We start from the raw sequence: 19,825 nt of genomic DNA on the forward strand, positions 1-19,825 counted from the left end.
GGCTGGGGTGCGGATGCGACCGCCGCGACCGCACCCCAGCCGTGAGTGTGAAGCCGTGTTGCGTTTTACGGGGGCCGTGTTGCGCCCTCCGGGGGCCGTGTTGCGGGTTCGGGGGCCGCGTTGCGTCGCCTGTCGCCCGCTCGGCGCTCCGGTGAGCTTGGCGCGTGGTTCGCGTACTGGGCACTCCCGCCGCGCAACGAGGGCCGGACGCGACGCGTCCACTCCGCATGGAACGACATGTGGGATGGGAAGGCAGTTACAACGCACGTGACCTCGGCGGCCTGCCGACGGCTGACGGCGGCATGATCACGTGGGGTGCGGTCGTCCGGTCGGAGGAACCGCGGCTGTTGACCGAGGCCGGGTGGCAGGCGGTGCGGGAACACGGGGTGCGGACCGTCGTCGACCTGCGCAACGACGACGAACGCGCCGACGTCGTCGTGCCGAGCGGGATCGATGTGGTGCACGCACCGCTCGACCCGGTCGGCGACGACTTCTGGGCCTACTACGCCGAAACCGGGCTGCACGCCACGCCCCTGTGCTACCGCGAGCTGGTCGACCGGCGTCCGGACCTCGTCGTCACCGCGGTGCGCGCCGTGGCGGCCGCCCGGCCGGGCGGCGTCCTGGTGCATTGCGCGAGCGGACGCGATCGCACCGGCCTGCTGGTACTGATCCTGCTCAGCCTCGTCGGCGTGCCCGGTGCCGCGATCGCCGACGACTACGAACTCAGCCGCGAACGGCTCCGTCCGCTGTGGGCGCAGCTCGGCAGACCGGGCGACGAGCCGAAGATCCTCGACCTGCTCGCCCGTCACGGCACCACGCCGCGGGAGGCGTTCCTCGACGTGCATGCCGGCCTCGATGTCGAGGGTGTGCTGCATGCCGGCGGTGCCGACGACGCCGACCTCATGGCCCTGCGCCGCCGCCTGTTGGCGTGACGCGGCGCAACACGGCCCCCGGGATCTGCAACACGGCTCCCGGAATCCGCAACACGGCCCCCGGGATCGGCAACACGGGCCCTGGGATCTGCAACACGGGCTCCGGAATCCGCAACGCGCGGCCCGAGGGGCGCAACGGTCACGGGCGCAGGCGCGGGGCGATCGTCGACGCGTCGGGCGGTTCGGTGCGAGCCGGCATGCCGGAGGCGAGGGTCGTCGCCCACTCGCACAGTCCTGCGATGTCGATTCCGTGCGGCGCCTCGCTCGTGAACGGTTCGATCGACTCGGCGCCGCGCGTGAGCAGCGAGGCCGCGCCGGTGAAGTTGCCACGCGCCGCGTGGGTCAGTCCGACCGCCAGCTGCGCCAGTCCGCGCCACAATCCGCGTTCGGCATCCGGCCCCGACTTCCAGGCGTCCTCGAACACCTCGTGCGCGTGGAACGGTTTGCCGTCGTCGAGCAGCTCCTGTGCTTCGGTGACCGTCGCCTCCGGGGTGCGCTCCACACCCTCCGGCGCTCGCTCGACACCCGCCGCTCCGTACGGCAACGGCCTGCCGAGGCCGTCGCGCGGGCGCGCGTTCCGCGCCCTGCCTTCCTCGTCCCTGTCACGCTGCAGCCGTCCACTCACGCCCCGAGTCTGACACGCCCGTTCGCGCGCGATCGTGGGCGAGTTCGCCCCGGCCACTTCCCGCGGCCACTTCCCGCGGCCACTTCCCGCGACCACAGCTCGCGACCACAGCTCGCGACCACGGCCCGCGACCACGGTCCCCGGCCATGCCACAGCCCGCGACGTCGGCAGCCGGCTCGGTCAGGGCCGCTCGGTGTCCGGTCCTGCTGAGTCCGGATCCGCGGACCCAGCCGCGTCCGTGGTCTGCTTCGACGCCGGTTTCGGCGTGGAGTCGTGGGGTTTGACCTTGCCGGTGAACGTGATGTGGCCCTCGCCGTGGATGCGTTCCAGCATGTGCGGGTAGTGCAGCTCGAACGCCGGCCGTTCGGAGCGGATGCGTGGCAGCTCGTGGAAGTTGTGCCGCGGCGGCGGACACGTGGTCGCCCATTCGAGGGAGTTGCCGTGGCCCCACGGGTCGTCGGCTTCGACGGGGTCGCCGAACCGCCAGCTCCGCATCAGATTCCACACGAACGGCAGCATCGACGCGCCGAGGATGAACGCGCCGATGGTCGACACGGTGTTGAGCGCGGTGAAGCCGTCGCTGGGCAGGTAGTCGACGTAGCGGCGCGGCATGCCCTCCGACCCGAGCCAGTGCTGCACGAGGAACGTCGTGTGGAAGCCGACGAACGTCAGCCAGAAATGCAGCTTGGCCAGCGGTTCGTTCATCATCTTGCCGGTGAACTTCGGGAACCAGAAGTAGATGCCGGCGAACGTCGCGAACACGATCGTGCCGAACAGGACGTAGTGGAAGTGGGCGACGACGAAGTAGCTGTCGTGCACGTGGAAGTCGATCGGCGGCGCGGCGAGCAGCACCCCGGTCAGCCCGCCGAGCAGGAACGTCACCATGAAGCCCAGCGACCACAGCATCGGCGACTCGAACGTGATGCGGCCCTTCCACAGAGTGCCGATCCAGTTGAAGAACTTCACTCCCGTCGGCACCGCGATCGCGAACGTGAGCAGCGAGAAGAACGGCAGCAGCACCGCGCCGGTGGCGAACATGTGGTGTGCCCACACGGCGAACGACAGCGCCGTGATGCCGATCGTCGCCAGCACCATCAGCCGGTAGCCGAACAGGGGCTTCCTGCTGAACACCGGGATGATCTCGGTGACGATGCCGAAGAACGGCAGCGCCACGATGTACACCTCGGGATGGCCGAAGAACCAGAACAGGTGCTGGTACAGGATCGCGCCACCGTTGGCGGGGTCGAACACGTGCGCGCCGAGCATGCGGTCGGCGTACAGGCCGAGCAGCGCCGCGGTCAGGATCGGGAACGCCGCGAGCACCAGGACGCTGGTGAACAGGATGTTCCAGGTGAAGATCGGCATCCGCCACATCGTCATGCCCGGTCCGCGCAGGCAGACGATCGTCGTGATCATGTTGACCGCGCCGAGGATCGTGCCGAGGCCGGACACGACCAGTCCCATGATCCACAGATCGCCGCCGACGCCGACGGAGAACTGGGCGCGCGACAACGGCGCGTAGGCCGTCCAGCCGAAGTCGGCGGACCCCGCGGGCGTGATGAGCGAACTCAGCACGATCAGCCCGCCGAACAGGAACAGCCAGTACGAGAACGCGTTCAGCCGCGGGAACGCCACGTCGGGCGAACCGATCTGCAGCGGCAGCACCAGGTTCGCGAACGCGAACACCACCGGCGTCGCGTAGAGCAGCAGCATGACCGTGCCGTGCATCGTGAACAGCTGGTTGTACTGCTCCGGCGACAGGAACTGCTGTCCGGGCCGCGCCAGCTCGCCGCGCATGAGCAGGGCCATCAACCCGCCGGCCATGAAGAAGGCCAGCGACGTGGCCATGTACATCATGCCGATGACCTTGTGGTCCGTCGTGCGCGCGAGGCTGAGCATGCGCAGCCCGCCCTTGCGCGGTGGCGGCTCGTCGCGGGAGATCCGCGTCGGGGTCACCTCGGTCGGGGGCGTTACCGAGTGCGTGGTCACGGTGGCACCTCCACCAGTACCTTCACCTGCGGCGGGGGACGGTCCCTTTTCGACGGTAGGTTCGCGCGGCCGTGATCGCAGCGCTTCGTCGTCGCGCGGGCGTCCCGGCGGGACCGGTGGCGACGACGGCGCACCCGTGAGGGGCGGCGGTCAGCAGACTACGGCTCCCGGAACCCGCAACACGTCGACGCGAACGCAGGACACGCGCGTCTGAACGCAGAACACGCGGGTCTGAATGCAGGACACGCGGGTCTGGGTGCAGGACACGCGGGTCTGGGTGTCAGCCGACGGCGGGTCTCCGGTACCAGGACGTCCACAGCGGGCGGTAGCCGTGGGCGTACCAGAACGGCGTCGAACGCGGGCTCTCCAGCGCGTGGTGCAGTAACGCCGCCTCGATGTCCTCGGAGTCGAACAGCTGGTGGGCGTGCGCGACCAGGGCAGAGCCGACGCCGCTGCTGCGCGCTTCCTCCGCGACGTGCAGTGAAGCCAGGTAGGCCACGCGGTCGGCGTGCACGTAGCCGGCGATCCAGTTCGCCTCGGGAGGCAGTTCGATCTCGAGGAACCCGAGCGGCCTGCCGTACAGCTCGGCGATCCACAGCTGCGGCACCGGCCTGTCGGCCGCGAGCTGGGCGCGCGCGTCCTCGGTGAGCTGTTCGAGCGCGTCCGAGCGCGCGGTGACGACGCCGAACTGCGCGTCGTAGGCGTGCAGTTCGGCGCGCATCCGTGTCAGGGCGGGCAGATCCTTCTCCTCGGCCGCGCGGATGCGCACTCCCGGTACGGCGGGCGGGCCGGCCCCCAACCGGTTGGCGGGCCGCACCGCGAGCACGCGGGTGGCGGCGAATCCGCGGCGTAACAACGCCGTAGTGCCCGTGGTGTCCCTGCTCGGCCGCGTGACGACGGCGGCGCTGTCCCAGCCGTACCCCTCGTCGTAGGACACGGCCTCCGCGAGCTGGTCCTCCCACCGGCAAAGCAGCCCGTCGACGGCGGCGCCCGGGTCGCTGCCGGCCACCCGCAGGTCCAGCCGGTACTCGACCAACGGCCGCCAGAGCGACCCCATCGACCGCGGGGGAACCGCCGACCGGGTGGCGAACGCGATGCCGTCGCGGGTCCGCAGTACGGCCGACGCCGATGCGGCGGGATTCGTGAACGTGGGCAGCAGCGGGTCCGTGGCCGCCATGCGCTCGGCGTAGCCGTCGAGGACGGCCGTGTCGCGATCGGCGCCGCCGCGGGCTCCGTTCCTGCCGTGCTGGGCGTTCCTGTCGCGCTCGGCCTCGTGGTCGGATCCGGTGTCGTGGGCCGGCTGTGCCTGCATGTCCCACCTCCCTGTAGGCATCGTGGCTCGACCGCCTTCTATGGCGTATCTCACCGAGTGCACATCATGACATCCAATGGGTGATCAGCAGCTGCTACTGGCCGCGATCGACGCCGATGGGGTATCACTCGCATGCGGTTAACGAAGCCTTACGTTCATGTCGGGCTCACGCCGAGTTGACCTGACGGTGGTCAAATCAGATGCTTTGTCCGTCGTGCGGGGTACGGTTTATGCCTCGTTCGCGGACAGTTGTCGTCCGTATCGGGACATCCAGCCGACGAGTGAAACGCGGATGGTCAAGGAAGGGGAAGGTGGCATGGGCCAGGCACGCCGCGCGCCCGCGGGCACGAGCGCGCAGGCAGGCAAGCCCGCCGGATCCGCCGCAGGTGGACCCGGCCGCGCGGACCGATCCGGTTCCGACGACCCGGCCCGTTCCGACGACCCGGCCCGTTCCGACGACCCGGCCCGTTCCGACGACCCGTCCCGATCCGCGGAGCGGTCCGGTCCCGAATCCCCGGGGTCGTCGACCACCCCTGCGACGCGTGGCGACGAGTTCCGGTTCCGTCTCTACACCGCGTTCGTTCTGGCCGTCGGCATCCTCGGCGCCATCTCCGTCGCCGAGTTGCAGCCGTTCGAGGGCTCGGCGCACCTGTGGTGGATCGGCCCGCTGCTGGCGGTGTCGTTCCTGGCCGCCGAACAGCTCGGCGTCAACGTCGACGTGCGCAGCGGCATCTCGTGGACGATCTCCTTCACTGAGATACCGCTGGTCATCGGCTTCTTCGTCGCGCCGTTCGAAGTGGTGCTGGCCGCTCACGTCGTCGCCGGTGTCACGACCCTGCTCGCGCGCCGCGTCACCGGACGGGTGCTGTACAACGCCGGTGCGTTCCTCATCGAGGTCACCAGCGCGTTCGCCATCGCCCACGTCGTGGCCTCCGCGCTAGGCCAGCCCGGAGGCATGCCGTGGCCCGCTGCGCTCGCGGGCACCCTCGCGGCACCGCTGGCGAGCACGATCCTCGCGATGGCCGCGGTGCGTGTGCTGCGGCGGCGCATGCAGATCGGCACCGTCGTCCGCCTCGCCGCGCGGATCCTCGTGGTCGGCTTCGTCAACGCTTCTGCGGGTCTGACCGGCTACCTCGTCATCGAAGGCACTCCCGGCGCCTGGCCGATCGTCGTCGCCGTGAGCATCGGCCTCGTCGCGCTGTACTGGGCCTACTCCGACCTGCTGCGGGAACAGCGCGACATGGAGGCGCTGTTCGACGTCAGCCTCATGGTGGCCCGCTCCGACCACCAGGTCGCCGCTCAGCCCGCGGGCAAACCGGGCGAACTCGAAACGGGTCTCGATCTCGACGAGTGGCACAGCATCGCCGAGCGCATCAAGGACCAGCTGGCCGCCGGCCGCGTCGTGCTGCGCCTGCGACTCGAACCGGACGAGCCCATGCACGTCCTCGTCGTCGGCGGTGACCTGCCGGACGAACAGCTCCGGCCCGACGATCCGCTGCTGCGGCTGCCCGGCGCCAACGTGCGGCACTTCCGGCTCACCGACGGCAACGTCGCCGTCAGGGCCGCGCTCGGCGCCCGCGGCGCCCAGGAGGCCCTCGTCGTACCGCTGCGCAGCGGTAACCAGCTCCTCGGCCTGGTCGAAGCGCACGACCGACTGTCCCGTTGGCGTGGCTTCGGCAAGTACGACGTGCAGCTCCTCGGCACCATGGCCAGCCACCTCGCCACCGCGCTCGACAACCGGAGGCTGCTCGCCACGCTGCGTCACGACGCGTATCACGATCCGCTCACCGGGCTGCTCAACCGGCCCGGCTTCCGCCAGATCGCCGCCGAACCGCTCGCCGAGCGCGTCGCCGAGCCGGCTGCTCCCGCGCAGGCCAACGCGCAGGCGCAGGCCATCGTGCTGCGCCTCGACCTCGACGTCTATTCCACCGTCAGCGACGCCCTCGGCTACGCCTGGGCCGATCGTATGGTCGTCGCCGCGGGCCGTCGTATCCGCGACGTGCTCGGCCCCGAGGTGCCGCTGGCCCGGCTCGAAGGCGCGTCGTTCGCCGCACTGCTGCTCGACCGGACCGCGGACGAGGCTCACGCCGTCGCCGAACGCCTGCGCGCCGAGGCGTCCGATCCGTATCCCGTCGAGAAACTCAGCGTCGAAGCCAACGCCATGGTGGGCTATGCCTGCAGCAACGTGGCGGGCGACGACGGCGACAACCCCGACGTCGACGCACTCCTGCAGCGCGCCGACGTCGCCGTGCGCGCGACCCGCGGCGGTGAGGAGGTCCGCGGCTACGTGCCGAGCATGGGCCAGATCTTCCTCCGCCGCTTCCAGCTGGTCACCCAGTTCCGGCAGGCGCTCGAGGACGGCCAGGTCAGCGTCCACTACCAGCCCAAGGTGTCGCTGCCGGACAAGAACGTCGTCGGCGTCGAAGCCCTCGTGCGGTGGGTGCACCCCGAGTTCGGCCGGGTCAACCCCGACGAGTTCGTGCCCGCCGTCGAAGCCACCGGACTCGTCGGCGCGCTCACCTCGTTCGTGCTCGACCAGGCGCTCGACCGGGTGCGGCGGTGGCTCGACGAGGGCATCGAGATCTCCGTCGCCGTCAACCTGTCCGTGCGCAGCCTCGCCGACGAGGGTTTCGCCGACGAGGTCGCCGACGCCCTCACCCGGCACGGTGTCCCCGCGCGGCTGTTGACCTTCGAGATCACCGAGTCCGCCGTTATGGCCGACCCGCAGCGGGCGCTGCCGATCCTGGGTGAACTGCACGACCTGGGCATCGAACTCGCCGTCGACGACTTCGGCACCGGCTACTCGTCGCTGGCCTACCTGCGCAGGCTCCCCGTGGACCAGGTGAAGATCGACAAGAGCTTCGTGTTCGGCATGAGCAGCGACCTCGGTGACCTCGCCGTCGTCCGCTCCATCGTCGAGCTCGGCCACTCGCTCGGACTGTCCGTCGTCGCCGAGGGCGTCGAGGACGACTCGTCCCGCGACCAGCTCGAAGCCATGGGCTGCGACGTCGCGCAGGGGTATCTGATCTCGCGGCCGCTGGCCGAGGACCGCCTTGAGGCGTGGCTGGTGGCCCGCACGGCGCGCTCGTCGGGCCATCGCGACGAAACGGTGCTGACCCTGCTGACGTGACGGATGCTGCCGCGCTGGTGCCGCCAGTGCCGCTGTGACGGTGCCGCTGTGACGGTGCTGCCGGAGGAGTGCGCCGACGGGATGACGTCGCCGCAGCGCGGACGCCGGTCCCGCGACTGTGGCCGGTCATCGCCGCGGCTGTGGCCGTGGGAGACGTCGCTGCGACGGCAGGGCCGACGGTGGGTGTCACGGTCCGAGACGCCACCGTGGAGGGGTTCCGCCGATGCGGATGCCGACGAGGGCTCCGCCGGAGGCCGGGCGGCTGACCTGAGGTTTCACCGGCGACGGTAGGGAACGCCACCCCCGTGTTCGAGCGACCTCGGTCCTCGGGTACTCTATTCGAGGCTCGTTGAGCACGCCCCTTTAGCTCAGTGGCAGAGCGTCTCCATGGTAAGGAGAAGGTCAACGGTTCGAACCCGTTAAGGGGCTCGCGATTGGGAGTGGTCTGCCGACGGACTGCGTCGGCCTGGATCGTTCGCTGATCATTGTGGGGGCGTAGCCCCCACACCCCACCCGGGGGCTTCGCCCCCGGACCCCCGGACCTGAAGTCGGCGGACGGGTTTGCGGTGCGGTTCTTGTGCGGGGCGCGCCACAGGAACGTCCGTTTCGGCTGGGTTTGGGCTAGGTTGGGGTAGGCAGGGCGGGGTAGCTCAGGTGGTTAGAGCACACGGCTCATAATCGTGGTGTCGCGGGTTCGAGTCCCGCTCCCGCTACTCGGACTATACGGCCACGGCGGTGGCCCACTCATCGTTGAAAGAGGAAAAACCGTGGCTTCTTCCACCGACGTTCGCCCGAAGATCACCCTCGCGTGCGAGGAGTGCAAGGACCGCAACTACATCACCAAGAAGAACCGGCGTAACAACCCGGACCGTCTTGAGATGAAGAAGTTCTGCCCCAAGTGCGGCACGCACCGTGCCCACAAGGAGACCCGCTGACTCCAGCGGCCTCCCGGCCGACAGCCTTCGAACCGCCCTCGCCACACCGGCGAGGGCGGTTCTTTGTGTCCAGGGCCCCACCGGCTGGTTGTCACGACCACACACATCCCGCGGGACGACTTGTCAGTTTCTGAGCAATCGCAACCCCAGTGAGAAAGATCCCCTCGAAAGGACCTACCCGGCGATTGATCGCCAACTCACACTCCTCGGTGACACATCCCAACCCTGCGGGAAAGTGAGTTGTCGGTCATGAACACGTCGCGCAAGAGCGCCATCACCGCCGCCGCGGGTGCGCTGGCCCTGGGGTTGTTCGCCCCGGCCGCATCCGCATCCGTCCCGGGTATCGAGGGCTACTCGGACGTCGTCGCCGATGAAGCGATCACCACACTGACGAGTGAACGTGGCATCAGCGAGACAGCCGCCGCGAACCTGCTCCAGACCCAGCAGGAGAGCGTCGAAACGCTCGACGAGGTCAGGTCCGCCATCGCAGGCGACCTCGTCGGCGAACACCTCGACGCGACAGGCAAGCCGGTCGTCACCGTCGCCACGCAGGCGGCCGCAGCCACGGCCGAGGCCGCAGGCGTCACCGCCGAGGTCGCCGAACACACCACCGAGCAGCTGGATGCCGCGCGGGCGAAACTCGAATCACTGCCCACCGTGGCGCACACCTCGCTCGGTCTCGACCCGGCCGCGAACCAGCTCGTGCTGACCATCGGCGAGAAGGCCGCCGACGACGGCGCGCGCAAGCTCACCGCCGCCGCGGCGAAACTGGGTGACACCGTGCGCGTGGAACACGTCGCAGGCGGCATGCAGCAGAGCATCTACAACGGCGAAGCCATCACCGGCGGCGGCAGTCGCTGCTCTGCGGGCTTCAACGTCAACGACTCCTCCCAGAACTACATCCTCGACGCCGGCCACTGCACCGGCGCCGTCTCGCAGTGGAACGTCGGCCCGTCGGTCGACGCCAGCTTCCCCGGCAACGACTACGGCCTGATCCGCAACGACACCGGCAGCGCACCCGGCGCTGTCACGCTGTGGAACGGCAGCACGCAGGACATCACGTCGGCCGGCAACGCCACGGTCGGCCAGGACATCTGCAAGAGCGGCTCGACGACGCAGCTGACGTGCGGCACCGTCCAGGCTCTCGACGTCACGGTCAACTACGCCGAGGGTGCCGTCGACGGACTGATCCAGACCTCCGCAGCGGTCGATTCCGGCGACTCGGGCGGCTGCCTGTTCTCCGGCAGCACCGGCGTGGGCATCACCTCCGGCATGGGCGGCGGCAGCTCCTACTTCCAGCCCGTCACCGAGGCTCTGTCCGCCTACGGCATGTCCCTGAACTGACCGATACTTCGCCAACTCCTCACGCCCCCAAGGGCACCTGTGGCTCCCGCCCGCCGGCCCGGATCCTCAAGGGCACGCTTGCGCGTGGCTGTGTTCGAGGCCGAAGGTGTCCTTGGGGGCGATTCTGTGCGCAGGACCGGCCGGCCGATTCGGTCCAGTGGGTGAAGGATTCACCGGCCGGTAGAGTCTGCGCCGTGCCTTTGGAACCGTCATTCATCGGGCGCACGTACCCGCCCGAAACGACCTACGAGGTCGGCCGCGCCAAGATCGCCGAGTTCGCACGCGCCATCGGCGACGACAACCCGCTCTACCGCGACGTCGAGGCCGCCAAGGGTGCCGGGTACGCCGATGTGATCGCGCCGCCCACGTTCCTGACGATCATCAACATCCGTGCCATCAACGCGGTCGTCGAGGACCCTGAACTCGGGCTGGACTACGACCGCATGGTCCACGGCGATCAGCGGTTCGTGCACCACCGGCCGGCGCGGGCGGGCGATCGGCTGCAGGTCACGGTGCACATCGACGACATCTTCGTGCGTGCGGGCAACGACTTCCTCAGCGTCCACGCCGACGTCGCCACCGACGAGGGAGAACCCGTCTGCACCACCTACGCCCAGCTCGTCGTCAGGGGGGAGCAGTCGTGAACGTCGGAGACGAACTGCCCGGGCTGACGGTGCAGGTCACCCGCGACCAGCTGGTGCGCTACGCCGGTGCGTCGCTGGACTTCAACCCGATCCACTGGAACGAACGGTTCGCCACCGAGGTCGGGCTGCCGAACGTCATCGCCCACGGCATGCTCACCATGGCGCTCGGCGGGCGCGTTGTCACCGACTGGCTCGGCGACCCCGGACGGGTCGTCGAATACGGTGTGCGCTTCACCCGGCCGGTCGTCGTGCCGGACGACGACGAGGGCGCCGAGGTCGAGTTCACGGCCAAGGTGGCCGAGGTCCGCGACGACGGCACCGCCCGCGTCGACATCACGGCCAAGTTCGACGGGAAGACAGTGCTCGGCAAGGCTCAGGCGATCGTGCGCGCGTAGCCGCCTCAGGGGCGTTCGGCGGCGACCAGGTCGTTGACGAGGCCCGCCGCCCGCTCGGCGTCGTCGACGGTGGCCTTGACGACGTGGCCCGACGTCAGCGTGACGGCCAGGGCCTCTCCCGCGCGCACCTTGAACGCCGTGTAACCGAATCCCCTGCGGAGTCCGTATCCGCCGGCGCTCCACACGGACATCTGCTCCACGTGGGCCGATGCGATCTCGTCGAACGTCAGCGTGCGGTGAGGGAACCTGAACAGTCCGAGCGTCAGCGTCACGCCGGTCGCGTCGACGCGCGCCCGCACGCGGCAGGTCGCAGCGAGTGCGAGGACGGCGACGATCAGAATCAGGGCGTGCGGCATGACGTCGAGGTCGTCCAGGCTCAGCTGCAACACCAGGAACAGTCCGATGACCCCGATGCCCGCGAACGCCATCGGGTAGTTCGTTCCCGCGCCGATCCACACGGCGCGCTCGCCCGGCGCGAGGCCGGCCGAGGGGAGGTCGCGCGGCTCCGGGATGGCTGCTCGCGGAGTCGGTCCCGTCAGCAGTGTCGCGAGTGCACCCGCCGCCACGCTCAGCCCGATCGCCAGCGTGACCGCGCCCCACGCGCTGCGGGCCTGCTGCCAGGACGCGACGTCGAGCGTCGCCCACATGGACGCGATCAACACCCCGGCGGGCAGCGTCGCGAGCCAGGCGGCGAACCCGATGGCGGTGCGCGGGACGAAGGCTCCGCGGTGCCGCATCACCAGCGCGGTCACCGTCGCGACGACCGCCGCTGCGGCGCCCAGTCCGAGCGTCCAGGCGGTCATCGACGTCAGCGCTGTCCCGCGGTCGGGGCCGCCGGTGCCCCAGTGCGACACGATCGTGTCGGGGAGGCGGCCGGCCCACGCCGTCCGCAACACGTAGGCGACCGCCAGGACGACGAATGGGATACCGGCGGTGGCCAGCGTGAGCCGGGCTGTCCTCATGCGAACTTCTCCTTCACGATCTCGGTGAGCTCGTCGAGGTCGACGCCCACGCGACGTGCCTCGTCGGCCAGCTCTCCGGCCAGGGTGTTGAGTCGCGCGCGGGTGTCGGCTGCGCCGGTGACGACCGCTCCGCGTCGGCGTCGCAGTTCGATCAGCCCTTCGTCCCGCAGAACGCCGTAGGCGCGCAGCACGGTGTGCACGTTGATGTCCAGCGACGTCGCCACTTCCCGGGCGGGTGGCAGCTGCTGACCCGGTGCGAGATCGCCCGCCGCCAGCGCGCGCCGGACCGACGCGGCGACCTGCTCGAACAGGGCGGCCGTCGACGCGGGGTCGATGCGGATCAACATAGTTCTAACTGTACTAGAACAAACGCAGACTTGGGATAGCGTCTCCGGGGTGACCGTCCCCAGGCGTTCACGGGGGCACCTGGGAGGTCGTGGTCTGGCATCGGGTCGTGTTCGACGCAGCGGCCGTGGAAGTTCGCCCGCGCAGTTCGTTCACAGGCAGCGCGTGAGGATCAACGGCAGGTGTCGTACTCCGCGCGCAGCTGGCGCTGGAGCTCGATCGCCTCGGCCGTGTAATGGTCTCGGGGATTCTCCTCGCCGGCGGAGTTCGGATAGTTGCAGGCGGCCACGTGTACCGCGCCGGAGAACTCACGCGGCGCGTCTTCGGGCTCCGGTGCGTGCCAGTCGAGCATCAACGGGCGTTCGGGCGTGGGTTGCGTGGCATCGATGATCGCGTCGAGTTCCTCGCGCGCGGATCTCGGGCTGCGCACTTCCACGGTCAGTGCGGTCAGCGCGCCGTCCTCGACGGTCACGGAGCTCACCTCGGAGTGGAAGCCGGAGAGCCGGTCCCGAATGCGTTTCTCGTCGGGTAGGCGGAAGGGGAACGCGACGGTCCACACCGGGCTGTCGTCGCGGGCGATGACGGTCGCTTGGATCCGTTCGTCGGCGAACTCGCTGCGTACGGCAGCCAACGACGTGGTGGCGGTGGGAGAATCCCTCAGCGCGAGCTCGGTACGGGACCAGTTGATTTCCGTGCCGGGAACCGCCGCGCGGACGTTCCGGAGCTGTTGCGCGCGTTCGGCTACCTGCGCGGGTTCGGGGGTGGCGCCGAAGCTCGCGGTGGTCCTCGGCGCCACGAGAAACTCCGTGGTCTGGGTGTAGCCCTCGAAGTGGTCCTGTTTGAGATCGTTGATGCGTCGTGCGAGATTCGCCAGCTCGTCCTCGGATGCCGTCTCCACCGTCAGTTCGAGGGTGAGCCGTGCGCCTGCGGTGAAGTCGTTGGAGTAGATCGTCGAGACGTCGTCGACGCCGGACATCGAACCGAGCTCGGTCTCCAGGCGTTCCACTTCCTGGTCGCGGTCGGGTAGGCCGGTGCAGCCGGTCAGTGCGGCGCAGATCGTGAGCACGGACACCAGCCGTGCGCAGTGGGGCCGGGCCACTTCAATCCCCTGTTGTCAGATGTCGAACGGGATCAGTATGGCTCACGGAGGTCGCCCGGTGCCTGTGTACGGGCGGCGGCCCCGGACAGCAACCCGGCCCCGGAGACGGTGGCTCCGGGGCCGGGTTTCGACTTCGCGCTGCTCTGTTCCTACTTCGCCTCGGCGAGGAGGTTCGCCACCCGGTTCACGCCCTCGACCAGTTCGGTCTCGGCGAGCGCGTACGAGAAGCGGAAGTAGCCGGGCGTGCCGAACGCCTCGCCGGGCACGACCGCGACCTCGGCCTCGCGCAGGATCAGATCGGCCAGGGCGACCGTGTCCTCGGGCCGCTCACCGCGGATCTCCTTGCCGAGAACCGCCTTCACCGACGGGTAGGCGTAGAACGCGCCCTCCGGCGTCGGGCACTCGACACCGGGGATGTCCGACAGCAGCGACACGATCTTCTTGCGCCGCGCGTCGAACGCCTCGCGCATCGAGTGCACCGCGTCCAGCGACCCGGCGACCGCGGCCTCGGCCGCGCGCTGGGCGACGTTGGAGACGTTGCCGCACAGGTGCGACTGGAAGCTCGAGGCGGCCTTGATGACGTCCGCGGGTCCGACGATCCAGCCGACGCGCCAGCCGGTCATCGAGTACGTCTTGGCGACGCCGTTGAGGATCAGGGTCTGGTCGGCGAGCTCCGGCACGACCGCCGGCATCGACGCGGCCGTCACGCCGTCGTAGACGAGGTGTTCGTAGATCTCGTCGGTGACGACCCAGATGCCGTGCTCGAGCGCCCACTTGCCGATGGCCTCGACCTGCTCGCGCGGGTAGACGGCACCGGTCGGGTTGGACGGCGAGTTGAACAGCAGGACCTTCGTCTTCTCGGTGCGAGCGGCCTCCAGCTGCTCGACCGTGACGAGGTAGCCGGTCGTCTCGTCGGCCGTCACCTGCACCGGAACACCGCCCGCGAGCGTGATCGACTCGGGATAGGTCGTCCAGTACGGCGCGGGCAGCAGCACCTCGTCGCCCGGATCGAGCAGTGTCGCGAACGCCGAGTACACGGCCTGCTTGCCGCCGTTGGTCACGAGCACCTGGGCCGGATCGCAGCGGAAGTCGGAGTCGCGCAGCGTCTTCTCGGCGATCGCCTCGCGCAGCTCGGGCAGTCCTCCCGCGGCGGTGTAGCCGTGGTTGACCCGCTCGCGGGTGGCCTTCGCCGCGGCCTCGACGATGTAGTCGGGCGTGGGGAAGTCCGGCTGCCCCGCACCGAATCCGATCACCGGGCGGCCCTCGGCCTTGAGCGCCTTCGCCTTCGCATCCACCGCGAGCGTCGCGGACGGCGTGATGCCCGCGATCCGCGCGGACACTCGGGAACGGGGACGGGTGGATGTGGTTCCAGGTGTGGCCATGGCTACAGTTTTCCACGCGCCCGTCCGTCCCGCGTCACCTGGGGCGACGCGGGTGCGCGGGGAGTGGTCGGCGGTGAAACGGGCCTCGGTTGCAGAGCGCGATCGGCCTTGCCGTAGACTACTGCACTTGGAACGTTCGACGGTTGTTCCTGCCCTCGTTCTCGCGGTCGGATAAGGGTCGCGATGGGATGGAGGCATGAACTGCGTGAACGTTCGAAGGGGTGTAGCTCAGTTGGTAGAGCAGCGGTCTCCAAAACCGCAGGTCGCAGGTTCGAGTCCTGTCGCCCCTGCGTTGATGTGTCAGGTTAGGCAGAGGAGTGGCTCGTGAGCGAGGACGGCGAGAAGGACCCGGGGGAGGGGCAGAAGAGCTCCGCCTCCCGTCCGAACACCGCCGCCGCTCGCCGCGAGCGGCGCCGCGCTGCCTCCGGCACGGGCAGTGACGCCAAGGCGGACAAGTCCGCCCCCAAGGGGAAGGCGGGCTCCGGTCCCGGCAAGGGCACCACCGCCGGCAAGGACCGGCCCACGCCGAAGCGGAGCGGCACGACAAAAGAGAAGACCGAGAAGCATTCGCTCTTCGCCCGGATCGTGCGGTTCCTTCGCGAGGTCTGGGGCGAGCTGCGGAAGGTCATCTGGCCGACCCGCAAGCAGATGATCACTTACACCGGCGTTGTGCTGGTGTTCGTGGCCTTCATGATCGCCCTGGTCTACCTGCTCGACTTCGTCTTCCTCGAGGGAGTCGACTTCGTATTCGGCAACTAGCGCCTTGGCCAGGCCTCGCGGGTGGCGGGAGCGGATCGCCGCGCCCGTGACGACACACGCGATCAACTGAGAGGACGGAAAGTGACCTCCGAGAACGGCTCAGACGAGCAGGTGCTCGCGGCCACCGACGTGGACCCGGCCGAGGCCGCCGACACGCCTGCGCCGGCCGCCGAGACTGCAGAGGTCGACGAGCACGCGGAGGCCGGCACCGCCGAGACGGCCGGTGCTGACGAGTCCGCCGGTGAGGCCGACGCCGCGAGCGCCGACGACAACGCAGAGTCCGACGACAACGCCGACGCGGCCGAGGTCGCCGACGGTGCTGCGGCTTCGGCCGAGAGTGCCGACCAGGCCGGTGCCGACGCGGGCGAAGCCGACGACCCCGTGGCCCAGCTGCGCGCCGAGCTGAAGTCGCTGCCAGGCGAGTGGTACGTCGTGCACTCGTACGCCGGTTACGAGAACCGCGTGAAGAACAACCTCGAGACCCGGCGGCAGACGCTGGACGTCGAGGACTACATCTTCCAGATCGAGGTGCCGACCGAAGAGGTCACCGAGATCAAGAACGGCCAGCGCAAGCAGGTGAACCGCAAGGTCCTGCCCGGCTACATCCTGGTCCGCATGGAGCTCACGGACGAGTCGTGGGGCGCCGTGCGCAACACGCCCGGTGTGACGGGGTTCGTCGGTGCCACGTCGCGGCCGTCGCCGATCACGCTGGACGAGGTGCTGAAGTTCCTCGCGCCGCAGGTCGAGAAGGAGGCGCCCGCGAAGGCCGCGAAGGGCGAGTCCGCCGCGCCGGACACGCAGGCCGCGCCGTCGTCGTCCGGCTCCGCGGTGCAGGTCGACTTCGAGGTCGGCGAATCGGTCACCGTCATGGACGGTCCGTTCGCGACGCTGCCCGCGACGATCAGCGAGGTCGACGCCGGCGGCCAGAAGTTGAAGGTCCTGGTTTCGATCTTCGGCCGGGAAACGCCGGTCGAGCTGTCGTTCAACCAGGTCTCCAAGATCTGACGGCCGCTCCCGCAGTCGGGAGCACGCCGGAAGGCCCCCGCGCCACGGCAGGTGCGTGGGGAGAGCAACGCTGAACTAGGAAACGGAAATGCCACCCAAGAAGAAGAAGCTTGCAGCGATCATCAAGCTGCAGATCCAGGCGGGTGCCGCGAACCCGGCGCCCCCGGTCGGCCCCGCGCTCGGTCAGCACGGCGTCAACATCATGGAGTTCTGCAAGGCGTACAACGCGGCCACGGAGAACCAGCGTGGCAACGTCGTGCCGGTCGAGATCTCCGTGTTCGAGGACCGCTCGTTCGACTTCAAGCTCAAGACGCCGCCGGCAGCCAAGCTGCTGCTGAAGGCCGCGGGTGTCGACAAGGGCAGCGGCGAGCCGCACAAGAACAAGGTCGGCAAGGTCACGATGGACCAGATCCGCGAGATCGCCGAGACCAAGAAGACCGACCTCAACGCCTACGACGAGGACCAGGCGGCCAAGATCATCGCCGGTACCGCCCGGTCGATGGGCCTGACCGTCGTCGACTGAGTCTCGACCGCCTCGTCTCGAGGCGCACCGTGGAAGGGCCAGGCGCTGGCCCGCACCACAACTGATCCACTTCGCATGTAAGGACAGAGCATGACCAAGCGCAGCAAGGCCTACCGTCAGGCCGCCGAGCTCGTGGACCAGACCCGGCTGTACGCCCCGCTCGACGCGGTGAAGCTGGCCAAGGAGACGTCCGGCAAGAACAAGCTGGACGCCACGGTCGAGGTCGCGATGCGGCTCGGCGTCGACCCCCGCAAGGCAGACCAGATGGTCCGCGGCACCGTGAACCTGCCGCACGGCACGGGTAAAACCGTCCGCGTCGCTGTTTTCGCCACCGGTGACAAGGCCGCAGAGGCCGAGGCCGCCGGTGCCGACGTGGTCGGTTCCGACGATCTGATCGAGCGCATCCAGGGTGGCTGGCTCGAGTTCGATGCCGCGATCGCGACCCCGGACCAGATGGCGAAGGTGGGCCGCGTGGCCCGCGTGCTGGGCCCGCGTGGCCTGATGCCGAACCCGAAGACGGGCACGGTGACGCCCGACGTCACCAAGGCCGTTTCGGAGATCAAGGGCGGTAAGGTCAGCTTCCGCGTCGATAAGCAGTCGAACCTGCACCTGGCCATCGGCAAGGCGTCGTTCGACACGGACAAGCTGGTCGAGAACTACGCCGCGGCCCTCGACGAGGTGCTGCGTGCGAAGCCGTCCGCCGCCAAGGGCCGCTACGTCAAGAAGGTCACCTTCACGACGACCATGGGCCCGGGCATCCCGGTCGACCCGACGCGTACGCGTGACCTCCTCGCGGAGGACGCCAACGCCTGAGGCGTCACCGGACGCACAGCGCCGATACGGGGCGGTTCACCCATTGCGGGTGGGCCGCCCCGTTTGCATGTGTGCCGCATCCCGGCCGCGGGCGCTGTGCCGCATCCCGGCTCCTCGGCGCCTGCCGGGGGCGGCGCCGAGCCGGGATGCGTCCGTGGGGAACGTCGAGGGCGCGGACACGGTCGCCGCGGCCGTCGCAGGTGGGGGAGCGTCCGCGGGAAAGGGCTCAGTTACCCGGTTGCGGGGCCGAGTCCGACGGCTGCCGCTGTGACGGTGCGGCCTGGCCGGGACACGTTTCCGGTCCGCGTTCGTGTCCCGTGATCAGCCACTGGTCTTTCTCCACCTTGTCCACGGTGAACACGCCGAGCGCCGGCCCGCCGCTGACGGTGAACGAGCAGGAGTCGATCCGCTCGGTCGTCGACGTCGGCAGGTAACCGCGCGGATAGATGGACTCGGCGTAGGAGTTGACGTGCGTGACCTGTTCGTGCAGCGCGTTCACGGCCTGGCGGCAGTCGCCGAAGCCGAGGTTGTCGGCGAACCGTTGTTGCGTCGCCTCGTCGAACCGCCCGCACGCCTTGTCCGCGTCGGGCATACCGGTATCCGGATCGGCCTGCGCGATCGCGTCGTACACCGATCGCACCGCCGAGTACGGATTGTCGGCCAGCAGTTCGGTCGCGTGGTACGAACCGCCGCCCCCGCGGGCGTACTCCTCGGTCGTCTGATCGCTGTCGCCGCTGCCGAAGAAGTGGTTGTAGGCCCACGTCGCGGCGAGCGCCAGTAGCAGGAACGCGACCAGCCAGCCGAGGAGCTTCTTGCCCAGCCAGGTCAGCCATCGCGGCGGGCGCCTGCGCGGGCGCTGCGGCGGTTCGGGCAGCCGTTCGCCCGTGCTGGCGAGCGCCGCGTGGTCGGCGGCGGGACCCGCGGGGGGCTGCGGCGGTGTGTACGGGGCGGGCGGGTACTGGGCCGCCTGCGGCGAGCCCGGCACGAGTGGTGCGCCGGGCGTTCCGGGCACGACCTCACCGCCCTGCTGCGGCTGCCCGGTCTGCTGGGCCTGCTGGAACTTGAGGAACTCCTGGAACTGCTGAAACTGTTGGAACTGCTGAAACTGCCGCAGCTGCTCCTCGTCGGCGGAACCGGTGGCCGAACCGGCGGTGTCGACGGAACCGGCGGCCGACGGCTGGAGGTCCGTGCCGGACGGCGGCGTCGGCGCAGCGTCGTTCATGGCAACAGCGTCGTTCGTGGCAGCAGCGTCGTTCGTGGCAGCAGCGTCGTTCGTGGCCGCGGTGTGGTTCGTGGCCGCGGTGTCGATCGCGCCCGTACCTTCGACAGCATCCGTACCGGCGGGCGGCGTCCCACCGCCCGCGTCCGTGCCGCTGACGACACCACCGCCGCGGGCGACCTCCTCAGAGGTGGGCGCGCCGCCGGACGCATCGCTCGCACCTTCGGGAGCGGCCGGGGCGGTTGCCTCCGGAGGGGAGGAGGCGTCCGGGGAATCGCCGGGCCGGTCCGGTTCGCCACTCGCCGGATCGGTTCGCTGTTCCGTCACGCGCCCATGATGCCTGCTCACGCTCCGCGTGCGGGAGCCGTGTGCGGACCCGGGTGTCGGGGCCGCCGCCACGTGGGCGTATAGT

The 19,825-nt window shown here is 69.6% G+C and carries 18 protein-coding genes and 3 tRNA genes; 13 read left to right on the forward strand and 8 right to left on the reverse strand.

Translation table 11 applies throughout. From position 1 onward, the window contains the following. The first annotated feature begins 227 nt into the window (after positions 1-227). Complete coding sequence (locus tag LY40_RS21445) at positions 228-932, forward strand: tyrosine-protein phosphatase (protein ID WP_183779760.1); 705 nt, start codon at positions 228-230, stop codon at positions 930-932. Between the two features lie 139 nt (positions 933-1,071). Here the strand turns inward: LY40_RS21445 and LY40_RS21450 are convergent, their stop codons facing one another. The 3 genes from LY40_RS21450 to LY40_RS21460 form a co-directional block, all read right to left on the reverse strand. Beyond that, positions 1,072-1,557, reverse strand: a complete 486-nt coding sequence (locus LY40_RS21450) for a DUF309 domain-containing protein (protein WP_258937971.1) — start codon at positions 1,555-1,557, stop codon at positions 1,072-1,074. A 180-nt stretch (positions 1,558-1,737) separates the two neighbouring features. After that, entirely contained in the window at positions 1,738-3,498 is a 1,761-nt protein-coding gene (ctaD, locus tag LY40_RS21455; RefSeq protein WP_443687892.1) for an aa3-type cytochrome oxidase subunit I, read from the reverse strand. Positions 3,499-3,826: 328 nt separating this feature from the next. Then, positions 3,827-4,858, reverse strand: coding sequence for a GNAT family N-acetyltransferase (locus tag LY40_RS21460; protein ID WP_258937972.1), 1,032 nt, complete (start codon positions 4,856-4,858; stop codon positions 3,827-3,829). Between the two features lie 292 nt (positions 4,859-5,150). On the opposite strand from LY40_RS21460, the gene LY40_RS21465 reads away from it, so the two are divergent. The 7 genes from LY40_RS21465 to LY40_RS21495 all read left to right on the forward strand — a co-directional run bounded on the left by LY40_RS21465 (position 5,151) and on the right by LY40_RS21495 (position 11,306). Then, positions 5,151-7,988 carry an EAL domain-containing protein gene (locus LY40_RS21465; protein ID WP_258937973.1) on the forward strand — a complete coding sequence of 946 codons (2,838 nt, stop codon included), beginning with the start codon at positions 5,151-5,153 and terminating at the stop codon, positions 7,986-7,988. A gap of 357 nt (positions 7,989-8,345) precedes the next feature. Next, positions 8,346-8,417, forward strand: a tRNA-Thr gene (locus LY40_RS21470). A gap of 210 nt (positions 8,418-8,627) precedes the next feature. After that, positions 8,628-8,701 (forward strand) — tRNA-Met (locus tag LY40_RS21475). Positions 8,702-8,755: 54 nt separating this feature from the next. Continuing rightward, positions 8,756-8,923: a 50S ribosomal protein L33 gene (gene rpmG, locus LY40_RS21480; protein ID WP_075848953.1), complete on the forward strand. Its 168-nt coding sequence runs from the start codon at positions 8,756-8,758 to the stop codon at positions 8,921-8,923. A 249-nt stretch (positions 8,924-9,172) separates the two neighbouring features. Next, complete coding sequence (locus LY40_RS21485) at positions 9,173-10,267, forward strand: S1 family peptidase (protein WP_258937974.1); 1,095 nt, start codon at positions 9,173-9,175, stop codon at positions 10,265-10,267. Positions 10,268-10,461: 194 nt separating this feature from the next. Then, positions 10,462-10,911, forward strand: a complete 450-nt coding sequence (locus LY40_RS21490; protein ID WP_183779757.1) for an FAS1-like dehydratase domain-containing protein — start codon at positions 10,462-10,464, stop codon at positions 10,909-10,911. Then, positions 10,908-11,306, forward strand: coding sequence for a MaoC family dehydratase (locus tag LY40_RS21495; RefSeq protein WP_183779754.1), 399 nt, complete (start codon positions 10,908-10,910; stop codon positions 11,304-11,306). The genes LY40_RS21490 and LY40_RS21495 overlap by 4 nt, the downstream gene beginning before the upstream one ends. A 5-nt stretch (positions 11,307-11,311) precedes the next feature. Here the strand turns inward: LY40_RS21495 and LY40_RS21500 are convergent, their stop codons facing one another. From LY40_RS21500 to LY40_RS21515, 4 genes are all read right to left on the reverse strand, one after another. Further along, positions 11,312-12,268, reverse strand: a complete 957-nt coding sequence (locus LY40_RS21500) for a DUF1648 domain-containing protein (RefSeq protein WP_258937975.1) — start codon at positions 12,266-12,268, stop codon at positions 11,312-11,314. Further along, positions 12,265-12,615, reverse strand: coding sequence for a GntR family transcriptional regulator (locus LY40_RS21505; RefSeq protein ID WP_258937976.1), 351 nt, complete (start codon positions 12,613-12,615; stop codon positions 12,265-12,267). The genes LY40_RS21500 and LY40_RS21505 overlap by 4 nt, the downstream gene beginning before the upstream one ends. Before the next feature lie 170 nt (positions 12,616-12,785). Next, complete coding sequence (locus tag LY40_RS21510) at positions 12,786-13,685, reverse strand: hypothetical protein (RefSeq protein WP_258937977.1); 900 nt, start codon at positions 13,683-13,685, stop codon at positions 12,786-12,788. A 176-nt stretch (positions 13,686-13,861) separates the two neighbouring features. After that, a complete protein-coding gene (locus LY40_RS21515; RefSeq protein WP_258937978.1) occupies positions 13,862-15,094 on the reverse strand; it encodes a pyridoxal phosphate-dependent aminotransferase in 1,233 nt (410 codons plus the stop codon). 217 nt (positions 15,095-15,311) lie between these two features. Between LY40_RS21515 and LY40_RS21520 the strand changes: the two genes are divergently transcribed. From LY40_RS21520 to rplA, 5 genes are all read left to right on the forward strand, one after another. After that, positions 15,312-15,384, forward strand: a tRNA-Trp gene (locus tag LY40_RS21520). Positions 15,385-15,418: 34 nt separating this feature from the next. Then, entirely contained in the window at positions 15,419-15,853 is a 435-nt protein-coding gene (secE, locus tag LY40_RS21525) for a preprotein translocase subunit SecE (protein ID WP_258937979.1), read from the forward strand. Between the two features lie 81 nt (positions 15,854-15,934). Continuing rightward, on the forward strand, positions 15,935-16,858 hold the full coding sequence (gene nusG, locus LY40_RS21530; protein ID WP_258937980.1) for a transcription termination/antitermination protein NusG: 924 nt from the start codon (positions 15,935-15,937) through the stop codon (positions 16,856-16,858). A gap of 88 nt (positions 16,859-16,946) precedes the next feature. After that, the gene (rplK, locus tag LY40_RS21535) at positions 16,947-17,381 is read left to right on the forward strand and encodes a 50S ribosomal protein L11 (RefSeq protein WP_183779736.1); all 435 of its coding nucleotides are present in this window, start codon (positions 16,947-16,949) and stop codon (positions 17,379-17,381) included. Positions 17,382-17,471: 90 nt separating this feature from the next. Beyond that, the gene (gene rplA, locus LY40_RS21540; protein ID WP_183779733.1) at positions 17,472-18,194 is read left to right on the forward strand and encodes a 50S ribosomal protein L1; all 723 of its coding nucleotides are present in this window, start codon (positions 17,472-17,474) and stop codon (positions 18,192-18,194) included. Between the two features lie 226 nt (positions 18,195-18,420). Here the strand turns inward: rplA and LY40_RS21545 are convergent, their stop codons facing one another. Further along, the gene (locus LY40_RS21545) at positions 18,421-19,740 is read right to left on the reverse strand and encodes a hypothetical protein (RefSeq protein WP_308216679.1); all 1,320 of its coding nucleotides are present in this window, start codon (positions 19,738-19,740) and stop codon (positions 18,421-18,423) included. Between the last annotated feature and the right edge of the window lie 85 nt (positions 19,741-19,825).

Origin of the sequence: Prauserella salsuginis (genome assembly GCF_024648885.1) — a bacterium.
GTDB lineage: Bacteria > Actinomycetota > Actinomycetes > Mycobacteriales > Pseudonocardiaceae > Prauserella > Prauserella salsuginis.